The organism is Ancylobacter sp., from assembly GCF_965229075.1.
Taxonomy (GTDB): domain Bacteria; phylum Pseudomonadota; class Alphaproteobacteria; order Rhizobiales; family Xanthobacteraceae; genus Ancylobacter.
The window spans coordinates 898,890-916,387 of the sequence record NZ_CBDDIO010000002.1 but is presented as its reverse complement, the minus strand read 5'-3'; the positions used below and the strand labels follow the sequence as shown (position 1 = coordinate 916,387).

16 protein-coding genes are annotated in these 17,498 nt (G+C 68.6%); 11 read left to right on the top strand and 5 right to left on the bottom strand.

Annotation, left to right across the window (positions count from 1 at the left end):
* Positions 1-30: 30 nt before the first annotated feature.
* Complete coding sequence (locus ACO07Z_RS10375) at positions 31-243, bottom strand: hypothetical protein (RefSeq protein ID WP_244379308.1); 213 nt, start codon at positions 241-243, stop codon at positions 31-33.
* Between the two features lie 393 nt (positions 244-636).
* On the opposite strand from ACO07Z_RS10375, the gene ACO07Z_RS10370 reads away from it, so the two are divergent.
* Positions 637-1,002, top strand: coding sequence for a DUF983 domain-containing protein (locus ACO07Z_RS10370; RefSeq protein ID WP_421700791.1), 366 nt, complete (start codon positions 637-639; stop codon positions 1,000-1,002).
* Here the strand turns inward: ACO07Z_RS10370 and ACO07Z_RS10365 are convergent.
* The gene (locus ACO07Z_RS10365; protein WP_421698650.1) at positions 985-1,890 is read right to left on the bottom strand and encodes a ChbG/HpnK family deacetylase; all 906 of its coding nucleotides are present in this window, start codon (positions 1,888-1,890) and stop codon (positions 985-987) included. The two genes, ACO07Z_RS10370 and ACO07Z_RS10365, sit on opposite strands and share 18 nt — an antisense overlap.
* A 133-nt stretch (positions 1,891-2,023) precedes the next feature.
* Here ACO07Z_RS10365 and ACO07Z_RS10360 point away from each other — a divergent pair, with 133 nt between their 5' ends.
* The 7 genes from ACO07Z_RS10360 (at position 2,024) to ACO07Z_RS10330 (ending at position 11,524) form a co-directional block, all read left to right on the top strand.
* Entirely contained in the window at positions 2,024-3,061 is a 1,038-nt protein-coding gene (locus ACO07Z_RS10360; RefSeq protein ID WP_421698649.1) for a glycosyltransferase family 2 protein, read from the top strand.
* Between the two features lie 68 nt (positions 3,062-3,129).
* Positions 3,130-4,818 carry an ArnT family glycosyltransferase gene (locus tag ACO07Z_RS10355; RefSeq protein ID WP_421698648.1) on the top strand — a complete coding sequence of 563 codons (1,689 nt, stop codon included), beginning with the start codon at positions 3,130-3,132 and terminating at the stop codon, positions 4,816-4,818.
* Between the two features lie 40 nt (positions 4,819-4,858).
* Positions 4,859-5,302 carry a GtrA family protein gene (locus ACO07Z_RS10350; protein WP_421698647.1) on the top strand — a complete coding sequence of 148 codons (444 nt, stop codon included), beginning with the start codon at positions 4,859-4,861 and terminating at the stop codon, positions 5,300-5,302.
* 78 nt (positions 5,303-5,380) lie between these two features.
* Positions 5,381-6,220 carry an ImuA family protein gene (locus ACO07Z_RS10345; protein WP_421698646.1) on the top strand — a complete coding sequence of 280 codons (840 nt, stop codon included), beginning with the start codon at positions 5,381-5,383 and terminating at the stop codon, positions 6,218-6,220.
* Between the two features lie 64 nt (positions 6,221-6,284).
* Entirely contained in the window at positions 6,285-7,724 is a 1,440-nt protein-coding gene (locus tag ACO07Z_RS10340) for a Y-family DNA polymerase (protein ID WP_421700790.1), read from the top strand.
* 7 nt (positions 7,725-7,731) lie between these two features.
* Positions 7,732-11,166, top strand: a complete 3,435-nt coding sequence (locus tag ACO07Z_RS10335) for an error-prone DNA polymerase (protein WP_421698645.1) — start codon at positions 7,732-7,734, stop codon at positions 11,164-11,166.
* A 76-nt stretch (positions 11,167-11,242) separates the two neighbouring features.
* The gene (locus tag ACO07Z_RS10330; RefSeq protein WP_421698644.1) at positions 11,243-11,524 is read left to right on the top strand and encodes a hypothetical protein; all 282 of its coding nucleotides are present in this window, start codon (positions 11,243-11,245) and stop codon (positions 11,522-11,524) included.
* 75 nt (positions 11,525-11,599) lie between these two features.
* Here ACO07Z_RS10330 and ACO07Z_RS10325 read toward each other — a convergent pair whose 3' ends face one another.
* Positions 11,600-12,901, bottom strand: a complete 1,302-nt coding sequence (locus ACO07Z_RS10325; RefSeq protein ID WP_421698643.1) for an NAD(P)H-dependent oxidoreductase — start codon at positions 12,899-12,901, stop codon at positions 11,600-11,602.
* A gap of 169 nt (positions 12,902-13,070) precedes the next feature.
* Positions 13,071-14,093: a sugar-binding transcriptional regulator gene (locus ACO07Z_RS10320; protein ID WP_421698642.1), complete on the bottom strand. Its 1,023-nt coding sequence runs from the start codon at positions 14,091-14,093 to the stop codon at positions 13,071-13,073.
* Positions 14,094-14,267: 174 nt separating this feature from the next.
* On the opposite strand from ACO07Z_RS10320, the gene ACO07Z_RS10315 reads away from it, so the two are divergent.
* Positions 14,268-14,717, top strand: coding sequence for a MarR family winged helix-turn-helix transcriptional regulator (locus ACO07Z_RS10315; RefSeq protein ID WP_421698641.1), 450 nt, complete (start codon positions 14,268-14,270; stop codon positions 14,715-14,717).
* Here ACO07Z_RS10315 and ACO07Z_RS10310 read toward each other — a convergent pair.
* The gene (locus ACO07Z_RS10310) at positions 14,707-15,672 is read right to left on the bottom strand and encodes a LysR family transcriptional regulator (protein WP_421698640.1); all 966 of its coding nucleotides are present in this window, start codon (positions 15,670-15,672) and stop codon (positions 14,707-14,709) included. The genes ACO07Z_RS10315 and ACO07Z_RS10310 overlap by 11 nt on opposite strands.
* A 189-nt stretch (positions 15,673-15,861) precedes the next feature.
* Between ACO07Z_RS10310 and ACO07Z_RS10305 the strand changes: the two genes are divergently transcribed.
* Both ACO07Z_RS10305 and ACO07Z_RS10300 read left to right on the top strand, forming a co-directional pair.
* A complete protein-coding gene (locus tag ACO07Z_RS10305; protein ID WP_421698639.1) occupies positions 15,862-16,794 on the top strand; it encodes a ring-cleaving dioxygenase in 933 nt (310 codons plus the stop codon).
* Between the two features lie 60 nt (positions 16,795-16,854).
* On the top strand, positions 16,855-17,487 hold the full coding sequence (locus ACO07Z_RS10300; RefSeq protein WP_421698638.1) for an alpha/beta hydrolase: 633 nt from the start codon (positions 16,855-16,857) through the stop codon (positions 17,485-17,487).
* Positions 17,488-17,498: the final 11 nt, after the last annotated feature.

The window sequence follows — 17,498 nt, the reverse complement described above, 5'->3', positions numbered from 1 at the left end:
AGCGGCGGCACGCGTGCGGGCGCTGTCGCGTCAGCCCTGGGCGCGGGCGTTTTCAAGCGCGCGGGTCAGCATGTCGAGGCATTCATGCGCCTGTTCCTGGCCGCTCACGTCGCCGCGCAGGCGGAGGGCGATGTCACGCAGGTCGCGGATGGCGACATCGACCGCGGTGATCAGGTCGATGTCGAAATCGCTTTCGCTCTCAGGGGCGGCGACGCGGACGGGGAACGGAACAACGTTACTCATGCGACTTCAGGACTCGGGTTCGGGCGAATCGCCTTGGCGTTTATCCCCGGAAACATGCCCGGAATTGGTTAATGACCCGCTCCCATTACCGGCCTGGCGTCGACGGCGTTGGGGTCAGTGCGGACAGGGTCAAAATGCAGTCAATATACATACAATAGGAGATTGTATTGACATTGAATGCGGACTGATTATTTCTTGACTGCAACGTCGCGTGCGTATGGTGCGCTGGCGTTCAGGAGTGCCGCCATGTCGGTCCGTTCTTCTACTGTCCGTTCTTCCGCTGCCGGTTCATCGAGTGCCCGTCCCTCGACAGTGCCGCTGCAGTCCGTCCGCCTGCCCTCCGTGCCGGTGGCCGACCGCCATTACCCCAAGCTTTCGCCCTTTGAATGCGGGATGCGGGGCTGCTGCCCACGCTGCGGACAGGGCCGGCTGTTCGACGGCTTTCTCAAGCTGGCGCCGCGCTGCGAATCCTGCGGGCTCGACTATTCCTTCGCCGATCCCGCCGATGGGCCGGCTTTTTTCGTCATCTGCTTCGTCTGCGTGCCGGCGGTGATCTTCGGCCTGTGGCTGGAGGTGGCGTTCCAGGCGCCCTATTGGGTGCATCTGGTCACCACCCTGCCGGTGCTGCTGCTCACCTGCATTCCGCCGCTGCGCCCGCTCAAGGGCTGGCTGGTGGCGAGCCAATACTACTACAAGGCCGAGGAGGGACGCCTCGTCACCGGCGACGCCCCGGAGCCCGGCTCAGCCACGCGCGACTGAGGCCGGCGCCGGCGCGGTCTCGTGAAAGCGGGCCGGCCGCACGCCGGCGCCCGCCAGATCCTCCCCGCAGGCTTCGGAGCGGAAATAGGCGAGTTCGCGCTCCCGCGGTTCCAGCAGCGGGTCGAGCCGGCGCAGTTCATCATCGACGATGCCGGGATGGCAATGCACCAGCACCCGCGCGCCCGGCCCGCTGAGGCTCGCACGGAATACGGCGCGATAGGGCGGATCGGCGGTGAAGCCGTAGAGGCCGCGAAAACTGTCATTGGTGGCGATGCCGGCCTTGGCCGCCTGCGGCGCGCTGCCGGCCGCGAGCGTGCCGACGATGAGCGCCTTGCGCAGACCGAGCTTGCGCTGGCGCGCCCATGAGGCGGGCTCCGTGCAGTTGCGCAGCCAGGGAAGGCGCGCGCCGTAGCGCTCCGTCAGCTCGGCGATGAGGATGGCGCGGATGCCCGGCAGAGCGTGGGCATGCTGGTGGCCGTCGATGAAATCCGGCGGCGCGCCCCATTCATCCTCGAAGGCATCGAGCTGGGCGCGCAACTCGTCCCGCAACGCGGCGCGCGGCAAGGCGCCGGCGAGCGCACGCAGCACCAGCGGGCCGATCTCCGGCAGGCGGCCATCCCGGGCGAGGCCCAGTGCCGGTGAGAGTGCGCGCTGGCCGGTGAGGGTGAAGTGCAGGCCAATATCGGCGGGATGACGCGCCACCAGCGCCTTCAGCCCGGCCGCCCGCCGCTTCCAGCCCGGCATCCCGGTCATGGCGCCGGTGGCGGAGAGACGGCCGCGTTCGATAAGCTCCTCGATCGCGGCGCTGACGCCATCGCTCAGCCCGTAATCATCGGCGCAGATGACAATTGGTTTCAGAATTTTGCCCCTGTCTCGGCCGACAAACAAAGTTCACAATCGGCGCCTACTTCAATGCAAGCTTCGCGAAAGTTGGCGCGTGTTTACTATAGGGAAGAATGTCTTACCTGACGTAAACATCGCCGCTGGCGGGTCCGCAATCAAGTAAAATCAGCTTGAAAACATGATGACAGCTTCTCGTAGGTGGCCGGGCCTGATCTCGATCGTGGTGCCTGTGTATAATGAGGCGCGCTGCCTGGCGGCGCTGCATGCGCGCCTGTGTGCGGTGCTCGATGCCTATCCCGGCCTGCAGCGGGAGTTCGTCTTCGTCGACGACGGCAGCCGCGACGGCAGCTTCGAGCTGCTGGCGGCGCTGGGCGCGCAGGACCCCGTCATCAAGGCGCTGCGCTTCGCCCGGAACTTCGGCAAGGAGTCGGCGATGGCCGCTGGGTTGCGGGCGGCGGTGGGCGACATTGTGGTGCTGATGGATTCCGACCTGCAGCACCCGCCGGAGGTCATTCCCGAGATGATCGAACGCTGGCGCGCTGGCGCCCAGATGGTGACGGCGGTGCGCCGCTCGCGCCGCACCGATCCCCTGGGGCGCCGGCTGTTCTCGCGCGGCTTCTATCATTTCTTCCACGCGCTGTGTGAGGTCGAGATTCCCGAGGGCGCGGGCGATTTCCGCCTGTTCGACCGCCGGGTGGTCGACGCCATCAACGCCCTGCCCGAGCGCAACCGCTTCATGAAGGGCATCACCAGCTGGGTGGGCTTCCGCCAGGAAGAGGTCGAGTTCGAGGTCGCCGAGCGCGCCGGCGGGGTGAGCTCGTTCAACACGCTGCGCCTGCTGCGCTATGCAGTCGACGGCCTCTCCTCTTTCTCCATGGTGCCGCTGCGTGTCTGGTCGCTCGCGGGTGTCATCCTCGCCGGGCTGTCGGGGCTTTACGGTCTGTATCTTCTGGGCGAGGCGCTGGTCTTCGGCGTGCGCACCCCCGGCTTCCCCACCATCATGGTCAGCATGCTCTTCGTTTCCGGCGTTCAGCTCATCAGCCTCGGCGTCATCGGCGAATATGTCGGACGTATCTTCACCGAGGTGAAGCGTCGTCCGCTTTATCTCATTGCCGACGAGATCGGCTTCGCCCCGCCCGCGGCGCTGCCGGCCGCGTCGCTGCATGCTGAAGCCCGGACCGCGCCGGCGCTGGTTCCCGAGGGCTTCGCCTCGTGACCTTCTTCCCCTCGTCTGATCTCCGCGTCGCCCCGTCCACCGGACTGGGCTCCCTCCCGCTGGCCCGCTTGGCGACTCTCGCTGTCTTCGCGGCGGTGGCGGCCTTCATCGTCCTGACCTTCCGCGATTACGGCATCAGCAATGACGAGCCGGTGCAGCACACCTATGGCCAGCTGCTGCTGGCCTGGTATGCGAGCGGCTTCACCGATGACCGGGCGTTCCACTACATCAACCTCTATCTCTATGGCGGGCTGTTCGATCTGATCGCGGCCGGCCTTGAGCCCTATGTGCCGCTGCCGCTCTATGAGTGGCGCCATCTGCTGTCGGCCGGCTTCGGCTTTGTCGGTCTGATCGGCACGTGGCGGCTGGCGACCCGCCTTGGCGGCGAGGGGGCCGGGGTGGTGGCGGTGCTGCTGCTTGCCGTCACCGGCATGTATGGCGGGGCGATGTTCACCCATACCAAGGACGTGCCCTTCGCCGCCGCCATGGTGTGGAGCCTGTATTTCATTACCGCCTTCGCGGGCGAGATGCTGGCCCTGCCGCGCTGGCGCACCATGCTCGGCCTCGGCGTGGCGGTCGGCTGCGCGCTGGGGCTGCGGGTTGGCGGGGTGTTCGCGGTTCTCTATCTCGCCATTACCCTCGGCGCGGCGATGCTGCTGCTGCGGGATGCGCGCCTGTTCGTGCGGCTACTGCCGCGCCTTCTGGTCGCGGGTCTGGTCGCGCTCGCCATCATGGCGGTGACCTGGCCCTGGTCGCTGCTGCCGCCGACCAACCTGTTCAAGGCGTTGGGCGCGTTCAGCCATTTCAGCTTCGATCTGAAGACGCTGATCAATGGTCGGCTGCTGCCGATCGACCAGCTGCCGGCGACCTACATGCCGGAATATCTCGTCATCAAGCTGCCAGAGGTGACGCTGTTCGGCCTGCTCGCCGGGCTTGGGCTGGCACTCTGGGGGCTGGTGGAGCGCCTGCGCGCGCCCCGTACCCGCGCAGGCCTGGCCGGCACAGGTCTGTCGGCCGAGCGCCTGCTCCTCGCTGTGCCGCTGGCGCTGGCGATCCTGGTGCCGGTGGCCGTCGCGGTACTGACCGACCCGCCGCTCTACAACGGCATCCGGCATTTCCTCTTCGTGCTGCCGCCGGTGACGGTGCTGGCCTCGCTCGGGCTGGTCGGCGCCTTCCACGCGCTGAGCCGGCAGACGCGGCTGGCCGGGGCGGCGTTCGCCTTGGCGGCGCTGGGGCTGTTCCTGTTCAACGCGTCGGTGCTGTGGCGGCTGCACCCGTACGAATATGTCGCCTATAACCAGCTCGTCGGCGGCACGCCGGGGGCGTGGGGGCGCTTCGAGGGCGATTACTGGTCGTCGAGCCTGCGTGAGGCGGCGCTGGCGCTGCGCCATGGCATGGAGCGCGAGAAGCCGCCGGCCCATCCCTATAAGGTTTCGGTCTGCGCCGAGGACGTGCAGGCTCTGACCTATCTCGGTCCGCGTTTCGAGGCGGTGGAGGACTGGGAAGACGCCGATTTCATCCTGACCGCCCGCCATGTCGGCTGCGATGCGGCGCCGGGCCTGCCCTATGCGACGGTGAGACGTATGGGTCTCGCTTTCGCCTCGGTGCGGGACCAGCGCCTGCGCCACACGCCGGTGGAGGTGCCGCAGCAGGACGATGACGGGCCGGACCTCGACGCCCCCGATGTCGATGCGCCCGTCGTCTCGCAGAACGGCGCGCAGGGGGCGGGGCCGCAGGTCGCCAAGGCCAAGCCGTGAGTGAACAGTCCATGACGCATCGTTCCACGCGGAGCCTGGCATGAGCGAGGTGGCCATAGGCCGGAAGGCCGCGCTTCTCGCGCGGCTGCGCCATCTTCTGCTGTTCGCCGCGCTCGGCGGCGTCGGTACGCTGGCGCAATATGCCGTGCTCATTTCGCTGGTGCAGAGCGGCCTTGCCGGGCCAGTGGCCGGTTCCTGCGCCGGCTTCGTTGCCGGCGGGCTGGTGAACTACCAGCTCGGTCGGCGGCTGGTGTTTCGCTCGTCCAAGCCGCATGGCGAGGCCATGGCGAAGTTCTTCACCGTCGCCGGCATCGGTCTGACACTGAACGCGCTGTTGATGACGCTGCTCACCGGACCGCTGGCCGTGCCCTATCTGCCGGCGCAAATCCTTGTCACCGGGCTTCTGGTGCTCTGGCACTATGCCGGCAATGCTTTGTGGACATTCCGGGCGGCGCACCCGGCGCAGTCTTCGAAGCAGGGGTGAGTCTTTTCAAGACGGCTTGACTCTCGGCGCGGATGGAGTCGTTTTAGAGGGAACAAAGCATGAACATATGAGCGCCCCATGGACCCGATCCGCGATGTGGCGGCGCTGCGGCAGATGCTCGCCGGGCTGGAGGCGGAGCGTCTGCCCGGCGTCGAACAGTTCTTCTCCCTTGGTGCCGCCGGGCCGGAAGAGGGCGGCGTGCGCCTCGCCCGGGGCGCCTTGCATGAGGTGCAGGCACTGGCCAGCGCCGACATGCCGGCCGCCACCGGCTTCGCGCTGGCGCTGGCGTTGCGTGCCCGACGCGACGGCTCGGGGGAGGGGCGGCCGTTGCTTTGGGTACGCCAGGACATGGCGGACACCGAATTCGGCCGGCTCGACGCGCCCGGCCTTGCCGCGCTCGGCCTTGACCCGTCCCGCCTCATCCTGGTGCGGGCGCGCGACGGGGCGGAGGCGCTGCGCGCGGCCGGAGACGCCGTGCGCTGCGCCGGGCTTGGCGGGCTGCTGATCGAAATCTGGGGCACGCCGAAGGCGCTGGACCTTACCGCGACGCGCCGCCTCGGGCTGCGGGCGGCGTCCTCCGGGGTGACGAGCTTTCTGCTGCACCGGGCGGCGCAAGCCGCGCCGACGGCGGTGGCGACGCGCTGGCAGGTGGCACCGGCGGCCTCCTTCCCGCTGGAGGGTGACGCGCCGGGCGTCCCGGCCTTCCACGCCACCTTGCTGCGCCATCGCGGCGGCGAGGGCGGGCGGCCGGTGGAGGGTGGCGATTGGAAACTGGAGTGGGACCATGAGGCCTGTAGCTTCCGCGACCTCGACCCGCTATCTCGCGCTATGGTTCCCGTTCCTGCCGGCCGACCGGATCGAGCGGCTGCGGCGGAAGCGCGGCGGGGCGAGGTCGTCGCGCTGCGCCGCGCCGGCTGATGCCGGGCGGACCGGTGCTCCAACAGATCCTCTGGCTCCTGCGCCGCTGGTCTTCGTCGAGAAGGTGCACAACACGCTGCGCCTCGCCGCGCTCGACCGGGCCGCGCGCCGCGCCGGGCTGGCGCCCGGTCTGACATTGGCGGATGCGCGCGCGCGTGTGCCGGATCTTGCCGTGCTCGACCACGACCCCGCCGCCGATGCCGCCTTTCTGGAAGAGGTGGCGGATGATTGCGACCGCTGGACGCCGCTGGTGGCGCTCGACACACCCGACGGCGTGCCGGATGGGCTGATGCTCGACATTACCGGCTGCGCGCATCTGTTCGGCGGCGAGGCGGCGCTGCGCGCGCGGCTTCTCGCCCATCTCCAGCACCATGGCCTCGAGGCGCTCGCCGTCATCGCCGGCACGCCGGATGCCGCGCGGGCGCTCGCCCGTTCCGGCAAGGGCGGGGTGGTGCCGCCGGGCGGGGAGGCGCAGGCGGTCGCCGGCCTGCCCGTCGCCCGGCTGGGGATCGGTACGGAGATCGTCACCGGGCTGTCCCGCGCCGGGCTCAAGACCATTGGCGACCTTGCCGCCCGCCCTGGCACGCCGCTCGCCGCCCGCTTCGGCATGGAGTTGCTGACCCGTCTGGCGCGCACGCTGGGGCGCGAGGATGTGCGGCTGGTGCCGCGCCGCCCGCTGCCGGAATGTATCGCCGAGCGGCGTTTCGCCGAGCCCATCGCCCGCACCGCCGATATCGAGGCGACGCTCGCTTTGCTGGTGGACGACCTCGCCTTGATGCTGGAGGCGCGCGGCGCGGGCGGGCGGGTCTTCGAGGCCGGCTTCTTCCGCACGGATGGCGCTGTGCGACGGCTGCGGATCGAGACCGCGCGGCCGCTGCGCGACGGGGCGGCGCTCGCGCGGCTGTGGCGCGAGCGGATCGAGGCGCTGGCCGACCCGCTCGATCCCGGCTTCGGCTTCGATCTCGTGCGGCTCGGCGTGCTGCGGGCCGAACCGCTCACTCCGGCGCAGGTGAGCCTCGACGGCCGCGCGGTGGAGGAAGAGGAGGTCGCCGCGCTGATCGACCGGCTCAGCGTGCGGCTGGGCCGCGAGCGGGTGCTGCGCTTCCTTCAGCGCGACACCCATGACCCCGACCGTGCCAGCGCGCTGGTGCCGGCGGGCGGCGCACCCGCGCCATCGCCTGCGCCGACCCTGCCGGAGGTGCCGGCACGCCCGCTCACTTTGTTCGACCCGCCCCAGCCGGTGGAGGCGCTGGCCGAGGTGCCGGACGGCCCGCCCTTGCGCTTCCGTTGGCGACGGGTGGTGCACGAGGTTGCCCGTGCCGAGGGGCCGGAGCGGCTCGCCCCGGAATGGTGGCGCCAGCCGGCGGCGCCGACACGCGACTATTATCGGGTGGAAAACCGCGAGGGCCGGCGCTTCTGGCTGTTCCGCGCCGGGCTTTACGGCCGCGAGGCGGCGGGGCTTACCGGCCAGCCGCGCTGGTTCCTGCACGGCCTGTTTCCGTGAGGCGGGGATGAGCGCGCCGTTTTATGCCGAACTCGTCGCCGCCTCGAACTTCTCCTTCCTGCGCGGCGCCTCGGCTGCTGGCGATCTGGTGGCGCAGGCGCTGCTGCTCGGCCATGGCGGGCTCGGACTCGCCGACCGCAACACCGTCGCCGGCGTGGTGCGGGCGCATGCGGCGGTGAAGGAATGCGCCGAGCGCTACGCCGCCTTCTGGACCGCTCGGCGGAACGGGCACCCGCCCCCCGCGCCAGCAGCGGTGGAGGAAGACGATCTCCTCACCCGCGTGTTGCGCCACCGGGCGGAGGCGGCGGCCGATGCCGCGCGCGAGGCGGCGCTGCCCTTCACCCTCGCCGTGGGCGCGCGGCTGGTCTTTGCCGACGGCACGCCCGATATCGTCGCCCATGCGCGCTCGCGCGCCGGCTGGGCGAGGCTCTGCCGGCTGCTCACGCAGGGCAATTTGCGGGTCGGCAAGGGGGCGTGCCGGCTGCTTCTCGATGACCTGCTGGCCGATGCCGGCGGACTCTCGCTCATTGTGATGCCGCCGGATGATATGCCGGCTAAGAAGCTGCCGGACCTCGCGCCCGTTCTCGCCCGGCTGAGGCAGGCGGCACCCGGTGCGCTATGGCTCGGCGCCACCATGCTCCGGCGGGGCGATGACCGGCGCCGCCTGGCGGGGCTGAAAGCGCTGGCGGCCAAGGCAGGCCTGCCGCTCCTCGCCACCAATGACGTGCTCTACCATCATCCCGAGGAGCGCGATTTGCAGGACGTGCTCACCTGCATCCGCGAGGGCGTCACCGTCGAGACCGCCGGGCGGCTGCTGGAGGCCAATGCCGAGCGTCATCTGAAAGGCCCGGGCGAGATGGCACGGCTGTTCCGCGCGGCGCCGGAGGCGGTGGAGGAGATCGCCGCCTATCTCGCCTGCCTCGATTTCTCGCTCGGGGAGCTGAAATATGAATATCCCGCCGAACCCGTCCCGCCGGGCTACACGCCGCAGCAGCGGCTGGAGGAATTGACCTTCCAGCGCGCCGCCATCCGTTATCCCGACGGCGTGCCGAAAAAGGTGGAGGACCAGCTTAAGACCGAGCTGAATCTGATCGGCGAGCTCGGCTACGCGCCCTATTTCCTCACCATCCGCGACATCGTCGATTTTGCGGAGAGACGGGGCATTCTCTGCCAGGGGCGTGGTTCGGCGGCCAATTCCGCCGTGTGCTACGTGCTCGGCATCACCGCCGTCGATCCCGCCACCAGCAACCTGCTGTTCTCACGCTTCATCGCCCGCGAGCGCAACGAGCCGCCCGATATCGATGTCGATTTCGAGCATGAGCGGCGCGAGGAGGTGATACAGTACATCTATGCGCGCTATGGGCGGGAACGGGCCGGCATCGTTGCCACCGTCATCTCCTACCGCCCGAAAAGCGCGATCCGCGATGTCGGCAAGGCGCTCGGCCTCACCGAGGACATCACCGCCCGCCTCGCCGGCACGGTGTGGGGCAGCTGGGGCAAGGAGATCGAAGAGCGCCAAGCGCGCGAGGCCGGGCTCGACCCCGGCAATCCGATGGTGGCGCGGGCCATCGGCCTCGCCACGCGCCTGCTCGGCTTTCCCCGCCACCTCTCCCAGCATGTCGGCGGCTTCGTGCTGACCCAGCACCGGCTCGACGAGACGGTGCCGATCGGCAATGCCGCGATGAAGGACCGCACCTTCATCGAATGGGACAAGGACGATATCGACACGCTCGGCCTGCTCAAGGTCGACGTGCTGGCGCTCGGCATGCTCACCTGCATCCGCAAGTCGCTCGATTTGCTGCGCGCGCATGAGGAAATCGACTGGGGCCTCGCCGAGGTGCCGCGCGAGCAGCCGGATGTCTATGACATGCTGTGCAAGGGCGATTCCATCGGCGTGTTCCAGGTGGAAAGCCGGGCGCAGATTAACATGCTGCCGCGCCTGAAGCCGCGCCGGCTCTATGATCTCGTCATCCAGGTCGCCATCGTCCGCCCCGGCCCGATCCAGGGCGACATGGTGCATCCCTATCTCCGTCGGCGCGACGGGCTGGAAACGGTGGACTATCCCTCGCCGGCCCCGCCGAACCCGTCGGGCGAACTGCGCGATGTGCTGGAGCGGACGCTCGGCGTGCCGCTGTTCCAGGAGCAGGCGATGCACCTCGCCATGGTGGCGGCGGAATTCACCGATGCAGAAGCGAACCGGCTGCGCCGCGCCATGGCCACTTTCCGCCATAACGGCACCATTGGCACCTTCCAGAAGCTGCTGGTGGAGCGCATGAGTGCGCGCGGCTACGACCCCGCTTTCGCCGCCCGCTGCTTCGAGCAGATCAAGGGTTTTGGCGAATATGGCTTTCCGGAAAGCCACGCCGCTTCCTTCGCCAAGCTGGTCTATATCTCCGCCTTCCTCAAATGCCGCTATCCCGCGATCTTCGCCTGCGCGCTGCTCAATTCCCAGCCCATGGGCTTCTATGCCCCGGCGCAGATCGTGCGTGATGCGCAAGAGCACGGAGTGGAGATCCGTGGCCCGGACGTGAATTTCAGCTTCCACGAAAATACGCTGGAGCGTGACGCGCCCGGTGTACCGTTGGCGCTGCGGCTCGGCCTGCGCCAGCTCGACGGCTTCAAGGAGGAATGGAGCGAGCAACTGGTTGAGGCGCGGGCGCGGGGCTTCCTGCACGATGTCGAGACGCTCGCCCACCGCTCCCGCCTGCCGGCGGCAGCGCTCGCCAAGCTGGCGGATGCCGATGCCTGCCGCTCCATGGGGCTCGACCGGCGCGAGGCCGCCTGGGCCATGCGCCGCCTGCCGGACGATGCGCCATTGCCCTTGTTCGCCGCGGTCGAGGCGCGCGAACTCGGCAGCGATACGGATGCGCATCTGCCGCTGATGCCACTGCCCGAGCAGATCGCGGTAGATTACCAGACCACGCGGCTGTCGCTGAAAGGGCATCCCATGGGCATGTTGCGTGCGGTGTTCGCCGCTGAGGGCGTGGCCTCCAGCGCCGAGGTCGCGGCGGCGCGGGACGGGATGCGGCTGCGCGCGGCCGGCATCGTGCTGGTGCGCCAGCGGCCGGGCAAGGGCAACGCCATCTTCATGACGCTGGAGGACGAGGCCGGCATCGTCAATGTGCTGCTATGGACCCGTCAGTTCGAGCGCTACCGGGCGGAAGTGATGGGCGCCCGGCTCGTCGTGGTGGAGGGACGGGTGCAGAAGAGCAAGGAGGGAGTGGTGCATGTGATGGGCGAGCGGGTGTTCGACCGCACGGCCGAACTCGCCCGCCTGTTCGAGGATGTGCGTGCCATGCCCTCGCCGCAGGCCGACCCGGGCGAGGATGTGCGGGGGCAGGGGAAACCCTCGCCGCCCGGACATCTGCTCGCTGGCCGCCGTTCCGGGCAGGGTCATCCCCGACAGGTGCGGGTGCTGCCGAAATCGCGGGATTTCCATTGAAGCCACCGGCAGCCCGGCCTGTCGCGTGCGGCCGGTTCGGTGCTAGACGGGGAGCGACATAAGGAGGAGACACCCCATGGCGCAGCGCTTCGACGATTGGGAGAAGGACGACAAGGGCCATCTGAAGGTGTGGCCGATGCTGGCCTTCACCACCGCCCTTTTCGGCACCGACAAGGTGGGCCTTCGGTTGGAGATCGGCACCCAGCAGCCCAAGCCCGGCGAGCCCGTGCCAGCGCTGCAGCTGGTGCTCGACCCCGCCCAGGTGCGGCAGCTGGCCGAAGCGCTGGCCGAGGCCGAGGCGCGCCTCGCCGATGCCCGCTTCACCAACATCGCCACCTCACGCCCCGGCAACGCCTGAGGCGAGGGCCTTTCACCGCCCGATCCCGGCGCGGCCCTGCGGGCCGGCCGGTGATGTGACCTTTAGCCAGTCCCGCTACGCCGCGAGGAACTGTGCGTCGGTCTGATCGAGGCGGCGGCGGATCTGGGTGACGATGAGCTGCTCGTCGGGCAGGCAATTGTCATAGGTCAGCCGCTCGCCAGCCTTCACCGGCTTCAGCACTCGCGCCCGTTCGGCAAGGCCGAGCGGCAAGGCGAAGCTGTCGCGCGCATCGCGCCAGCTCATCGTGTAGCCGCGATAATCATATTCGCCGATCTTGCCGAGGACATCCCCCGGCTTGAGGTCGCGCTTGGCCACCGCCGTGCATTCGGCGACGGGATGGTCCAGCACCTCCATATCGCGCGTGCCGTGCATCACCGCGCGCACAGCCGAGAGCGGCACTTCCAGGCTGGTGAGGTGGTAGGGGCGGATCAGCGCGAAGCAGGGACCGGGGCCGACCTTGAGGTCGGCCATGCGCTCGATCACCCGGTCATGGCGCGGCTTGACGATGCAGAACACGCCGGGCGCCACACCCTTGCCGAGGGTGAAGTCGACCACGCCGGAACGCGAGAGGATGCCACCATCCTCCTTGGTGCACAGTACCTGCGCCAGCACGTCGCGGTCGGCATGCGGGCCGTGCATCCCGGGCACGTCAGGCACCAGCCCGGTGGCGTTGGCGAGAGCCGTCATCTCCACCATGGTCTTGGAGCCGTCGACGAATTCCACCAGCATGCGCGGATTCATGTTGCGCGCCCGCGCCTCCTCCTCGAACTCGTCGGGGATGGCGTCCGGCTTGAAGGCGTTGTTCTTGGCCTTGCCGGCGCAGACAATGTCGAAGCCCAGCGCCTGGGCGAAGCCGATCAGTTCGATGGTGGCGGCCGGCTCGTCGCCCGCCGCACCGGTGAGCACGACGCCCGCCGCGCGCGCCTCCTGCTTGAGATAGCGGCCAATGGTGATGTCGGCCTCCACGCTCAGCAGCACCACATGCTTGCCGTTGCGGATGGCCTCCAGCGAGACGAGCGTGCCGATGTTCGGGCTGCCGGTAGCGTCGATCACCACGTCGATATGGCCGGAAGCGCACATGGCGCGGTAGTCGTCGGTAATGACGAAATGGCCGGCTTCGATCGCGCGGTCGATCGCGGAGGTGTTCGAGGCACTGACGATGTCCTCGCGCCGGTGCCCGGCCATGAGCGCGGCGTCGATCGCCGCCTGCGCGTTCAGCTCGGTCACGGCGCCGATGCGCACGCCCGGCATCAGCGCCGCCTGTACGATAAGGTCGGTGCCCATCTGGCCGGCGCCGGCGAGGCCGATAGTCACCGGCCCATGCTTGGCGGTCCACTGTTCCAGTTCGGCGGCCATCCCCGTCCGCACGATCCCGCCAGCACCGAACCTGTTTGCACCGAGCATACGCCCAACCCTTCCCTGAGGCGCGCCTGCGGCTTTCGGCGCAAGCGTCATTGTTCTTCGGTACTCGACATTTGTTCCGAGGCAAAGAGCGCGTGCGACCGCATCCCGCGCTTCCACGTTTTCAATAGGCGGCGCCAGCCTCTTCCAGTACCGCCGCAGCGGTGATCTCGTCGGTGATGAACACGGTGGGACGCAGCATGCGCAGCGCGGCAAGCACCGCCTTGGCCTTGCCCGGCCCGCCGGAGGTGAGGATGCGCTCCGGTGTTGCCTGCAGCGTCTCGATCGGGATCGACATGACGCGCGTATTGATGGGGTGGTCGACCGGTCGGCCCTCAATATCGATGAAATTATAGACGACATCGCCGACCGCGCCGGCGGCGATCAGCGAGGCCCAGTCGGCTTCGGAGAAGAAGCCGAAGCGCAGCGAGGTGCTTTCCGAGTCCATCTCGCCGACGCTGAGCACCACCGCGTCCATCTCGCGGGCGAGGTTATAGACCGTGCCGAGGCCGCAGCGCTCGATAAGCGCCTGCTTGGTGGCGATGCTGTCGACGATGGCGGGGGCGGCGATGAGGTGGCAGTCGGCCTGGAAAAGGCGCGAGAGCTGCCAGGCAAATTCTGACGGGTTGTACTGCTTGGCCTTGGTGATGCCGCCCAGCAGCGAGATCACCTGCAGGTTGGAGACCGTCTTCTCGTCGATAAAGCCGAGGGCGCGCATCAGCGTGCGGCCCCAGCCGAAGCCGATCTTCATGTCGGAGCGGATGAGGTCGGAGATGAACAGCCCGGTCGCGGCGCCGATGGCGCTGGTGGCGTCGGCGAACGGGCCGGAGACGGGGGCGACCACCGCCTCGCGCAGGCCGAACGCTTTCTGCAGCCCCATTTCCAGCCGGGGCAACTCGGCGATCTCGCGCGACAGCGAGATTTTCACCTCGTTGAGCTGGCGGGCATCGGCGAGCAGGCGGACCACGGTGACGCGGCCAATGTCCAGCGCCTCGGCGATGGCGCTCTGGGTCATGCCCTCGACGTAATACATCCAGGCCGCGCGCAGCCGCAGCCGCGCCGAGCGCCGTCCGGTCGGGCTGAGATCGGCGAGCGAGGGCGTCTCGCTCAGGCTGCCCGGCCTGGTCGTCGCAGCTCCACCCGACATGAACACCTCACCCCCCCGACGAAAGTATCCCGGTTGCTATAGAGGAGCCGGGCGCCATCTTCAAACCAGGCGCCTCGGCCAAGCGAGGAAATGGGCCGCCGTTACGCAAAAACCCGCTTGTCCGCGGTTCCTGGCGGGCGCACGGTGCCAGCTTGGGGTACGCATGGTTGCACGATGTCCAGCACCGACGACACGCTTCAGCTCAAGGATTTTCTCTGCTTCGCGGTCTATTCGGCCAATCACGCGTTCAACCGCGTCTACAAGCCGATGTTGGACCGGCTGGGCCTGACCTATCCGCAATATATCGCCATGGTGACGCTGTGGTCGGAGGAGGGGCTCACCGTCGGCCAGATCGGCGACCGTGTGCTGCTGGAGACCAACACGCTGACCCCGCTGCTCAAGCGGCTGGAAGGGGCCGGGCTGGTGCGGCGGCTGCGCGACGCGGCCGATGAGCGGCAGGTGCGGGTCTATCTCACCGACAAGGGGCGAGCCCTGCGGCACGAGGCCGAGCGCATCCCCGGTGAGATGGGCGTCTGCCTCGATCATGATTCCGAGGAACTGCGCGCCCTCACCGACGATCTCAGCCGGCTGCGCGACCGGCTGCTGACGCGGCTCAAGCCGTAGCGGCGGACGAGGCTTCCGCTACCGGCAAGGCTTCCGCTTCCAGTTCGATCTGGCCTTCGATGAACCGGCGATGCCGGGAGATCTCCCCGGCGAGGAAGTCGAGAAAGGCGCGCACGCGCGGCGAATGCCGCAGGTCGGGATGCGTCAGCAGCCAGAGATCGGCGGCATAGTCATCATCCGGCGGGCCCAGCCGCACCAGCGAGGGCCGGGCATCGCCGATGAAACAGGGGATATGCGCGATGCCGATTCCTGCCTCCACCGCCTCGGCGAGGCCGAGCACGCTGTTGATCTTGTAAGCGACCTTGTCGGCGGCGACGTTCTCTTGGACGAACTTCACCGTCTTCAGCGAACCGAGGCTGTCGCCGAGCGACACCCAGTTGGATGTTTCCAACTGCTCCGGGGTCACCGCGCGCGGTTCGGGGAAATCGGCGGCACGCCCATAAAGGGCCCAGGCGATGCGGGCGACGCGCCGGCCGACGAGGTTTTCCGGCGGATTGTCGGTGGCGCGGATGGCGACATCGGCATCGCGCTTGGAGAGATTGAGCGGCTGATTGCTGAGCACGATGTCGAGCCGCACCTCCGGGTAGCGGTCGCGGAAGGTGGCGAGCATCGGCATCAAGAGATGGATCAGCAGCGAGTCCGGCGTGGTCACCCGGAGTTCGCCCGAAGGGGCGGGCTCACGGCCGGCGAGCTTGCGGCCGACAGCGGTGATCTCCTCGTCGAGACGGTTGGCGAGCGCCACCATCTCCTCGCCGGCGGGAGTGAGGGCATAGCCGGTGCGGTGGCGCTCGAACAGCACCGTGCCGAGCTGTTCTTCGATCTGCTTGAGCCGGCGGAACACGGTGGAATGGTTGACCCCCAGCGTCATCGCCGCCGCCGGCAGGCCCTTCGCATCCGCCACCGCCTTGATCAGCCGGAAATCGTCCCAGCCGAGATTTTTGAACGGTTCGGCCATGCTGCTCCCCGATTGTGGCGACGACGGATGGCGGCGCACACGCGCCTCTCAGGTCCGCCTGCCACGCACAAACGATAGCAGCACAGATGAGATTGCGTCAACGCAATTGATAAGGTCTGGCATTGCGCCGCTGCCGGGTTATCTCTTGTCGCAACGGAGCGCGGTTGGCGCTCACAGGAGGGCAAGATCATGAACCGCAATGGCATCCATCATGTGACGGCGATCGCCGGCAATGCGCGCCGCAACGTTGAATTCTACACGAAGACGCTCGGCCTTCGGCTGGTGAAGAAGACCGTCAATTTCGACGATCCCGGCACCTATCACTTCTATTATGGTGACGAGGCGGGCTCGCCCGGTACCATCCTCACCTTTTTCCCTTGGGATCACGTTGCGCCGGGCCGCGTTGGCATCGGCGAGACGCAGGAGACCGCGTTCCGCGTGCCCGCCGGCTCCATCGGCTACTGGACGCAGCGCTTTGTCGAGAAGGGCGTGGCGCACAGTGCGCCGGTGAAGCGCTTCGGCGAGACCGTGCTGGCGTTCAAGGACCCGCACGGCACCCGTCTGGCACTGGTCGGCGTCGCAGGGGCGGAGAATGAGCCGGCGTGGCTTGGCACCGACGTTCCCGCCGAGAACGCCCTTCGCGGCTTTCACAGCGTGAATCTGCTGCTGGCCGAGGCGGCGCCCACGGGGGCGATCCTCACCGACGTGTTCGGCTTCAAGGAGATCGGCCGCGAGGGCTCGCTGGTGCGCTTCAAGGCCGAAGGCACAGAGATCGGCGGCATTGTCGATATCCATGAGGCCGGCGGCTTCCTGCCCGCCCGCATGGGCGGCGGCTCGGTGCACCATATCGCCTTCCGCGCCGCAGACGACGCGGCCGAGTTCGCCATGGTGAAGAAGCTGAACGAGAACCATGGCATCGCCACCACGGAGCAGAAGGACCGCAACTATTTCCGGTCCGTCTACTTCCGCGAGCCCGGCCATGTGCTGTTCGAGATCGCTACCGACATCCCCGGCTTCGCCGCCGATGAGCCGGCGGCGAGCCTGGGCGAGGCGCTGAAGCTGCCCGGCTTCCTTGAGAGCCGCCGCGGCCAGATCGAGGCCGTACTGCCCGAGATCGCCTGAACGACGCGGCGCCGCCCCGCTGGGCGGCGCCCCCCTTCCATCCCTGACGAGGAGGCCGTCATGACCGACGCCGCGCTTTCCTTCGTGCATCGCTATGAGCCCGCCCGCGAGCCGGGTGTCGCCCCGCTTCTGCTGCTCCACGGCACCGGCGGCGACGAGAACGACCTTGTCTCGCTCGGCGGCATGATCGCGCCGGGCGCTGCCCTGCTGTCCCCGCGCGGCAAGGTTCTGGAAGGCGGCATGCCGCGCTTCTTCCGCCGCCTGCGCGAGGGCGTGTTCGACGAGGACGATGTGCGCGCCCGCGCCGCCGAACTCGCCGGCTTCATCGCGGAGGCGCGCGCCGCCTATGGCCTTGCCGCGCCGGTTGCGGTCGGCTTTTCCAACGGCGCCAACATCGCCGCGGCGCTGCTTCTGACCCAGCCGGAGGTGCTGGCGGGGGCGGTGCTGATGCGCGCCATGGTACCGCTGGCCGTGCCGCCGCCAGCCGATCTCGCCGGCCGCCCCGTGCTCCTTCTCTCCGGTGCGATGGACCCGATCGTGCCGGAAGAGAACGCGGCCCGCCTCGCCGGCCAGCTGCGCGCGGCGGGCGCGGCGCTCGACCACCGCACCCTCCCGGCCGGGCACGGGCTCTCCCAGGCTGACCTGACGCTCGCCCGCGACTTTCTGCGGGCTCCGGCGCGAACGGCTGCCTGATGGCCCCACAT

Bases quoted from the DNA above. Each gene is read 5' to 3' on its own strand.
- ACO07Z_RS10375 (WP_244379308.1), bottom strand. From the start codon at position 243: ATGAGTAACGTTGTTCCGTTCCCCGTCCGCGTCGCCGCCCCTGAGAGC.
- ACO07Z_RS10370 (WP_421700791.1), top strand. From the start codon at position 637: ATGCGGGGCTGCTGCCCACGCTGCGGACAGGGCCGGCTGTTCGACGGC.
- ACO07Z_RS10360 (WP_421698649.1), top strand. From the start codon at position 2,024: ATGATGACAGCTTCTCGTAGGTGGCCGGGCCTGATCTCGATCGTGGTG.
- ACO07Z_RS10350 (WP_421698647.1), top strand. From the start codon at position 4,859: ATGAGCGAGGTGGCCATAGGCCGGAAGGCCGCGCTTCTCGCGCGGCTG.
- ACO07Z_RS10345 (WP_421698646.1), top strand. From the start codon at position 5,381: ATGGACCCGATCCGCGATGTGGCGGCGCTGCGGCAGATGCTCGCCGGG.
- ACO07Z_RS10335 (WP_421698645.1), top strand. From the start codon at position 7,732: ATGAGCGCGCCGTTTTATGCCGAACTCGTCGCCGCCTCGAACTTCTCC.
- ACO07Z_RS10330 (WP_421698644.1), top strand. From the start codon at position 11,243: ATGGCGCAGCGCTTCGACGATTGGGAGAAGGACGACAAGGGCCATCTG.
- ACO07Z_RS10325 (WP_421698643.1), bottom strand. From the start codon at position 12,901: ATGGCCGCCGAACTGGAACAGTGGACCGCCAAGCATGGGCCGGTGACT.
- ACO07Z_RS10320 (WP_421698642.1), bottom strand. From the start codon at position 14,093: ATGTCGGGTGGAGCTGCGACGACCAGGCCGGGCAGCCTGAGCGAGACG.
- ACO07Z_RS10315 (WP_421698641.1), top strand. From the start codon at position 14,268: ATGTCCAGCACCGACGACACGCTTCAGCTCAAGGATTTTCTCTGCTTC.
- ACO07Z_RS10310 (WP_421698640.1), bottom strand. From the start codon at position 15,672: ATGGCCGAACCGTTCAAAAATCTCGGCTGGGACGATTTCCGGCTGATC.
- ACO07Z_RS10305 (WP_421698639.1), top strand. From the start codon at position 15,862: ATGAACCGCAATGGCATCCATCATGTGACGGCGATCGCCGGCAATGCG.
- ACO07Z_RS10300 (WP_421698638.1), top strand. From the start codon at position 16,855: ATGACCGACGCCGCGCTTTCCTTCGTGCATCGCTATGAGCCCGCCCGC.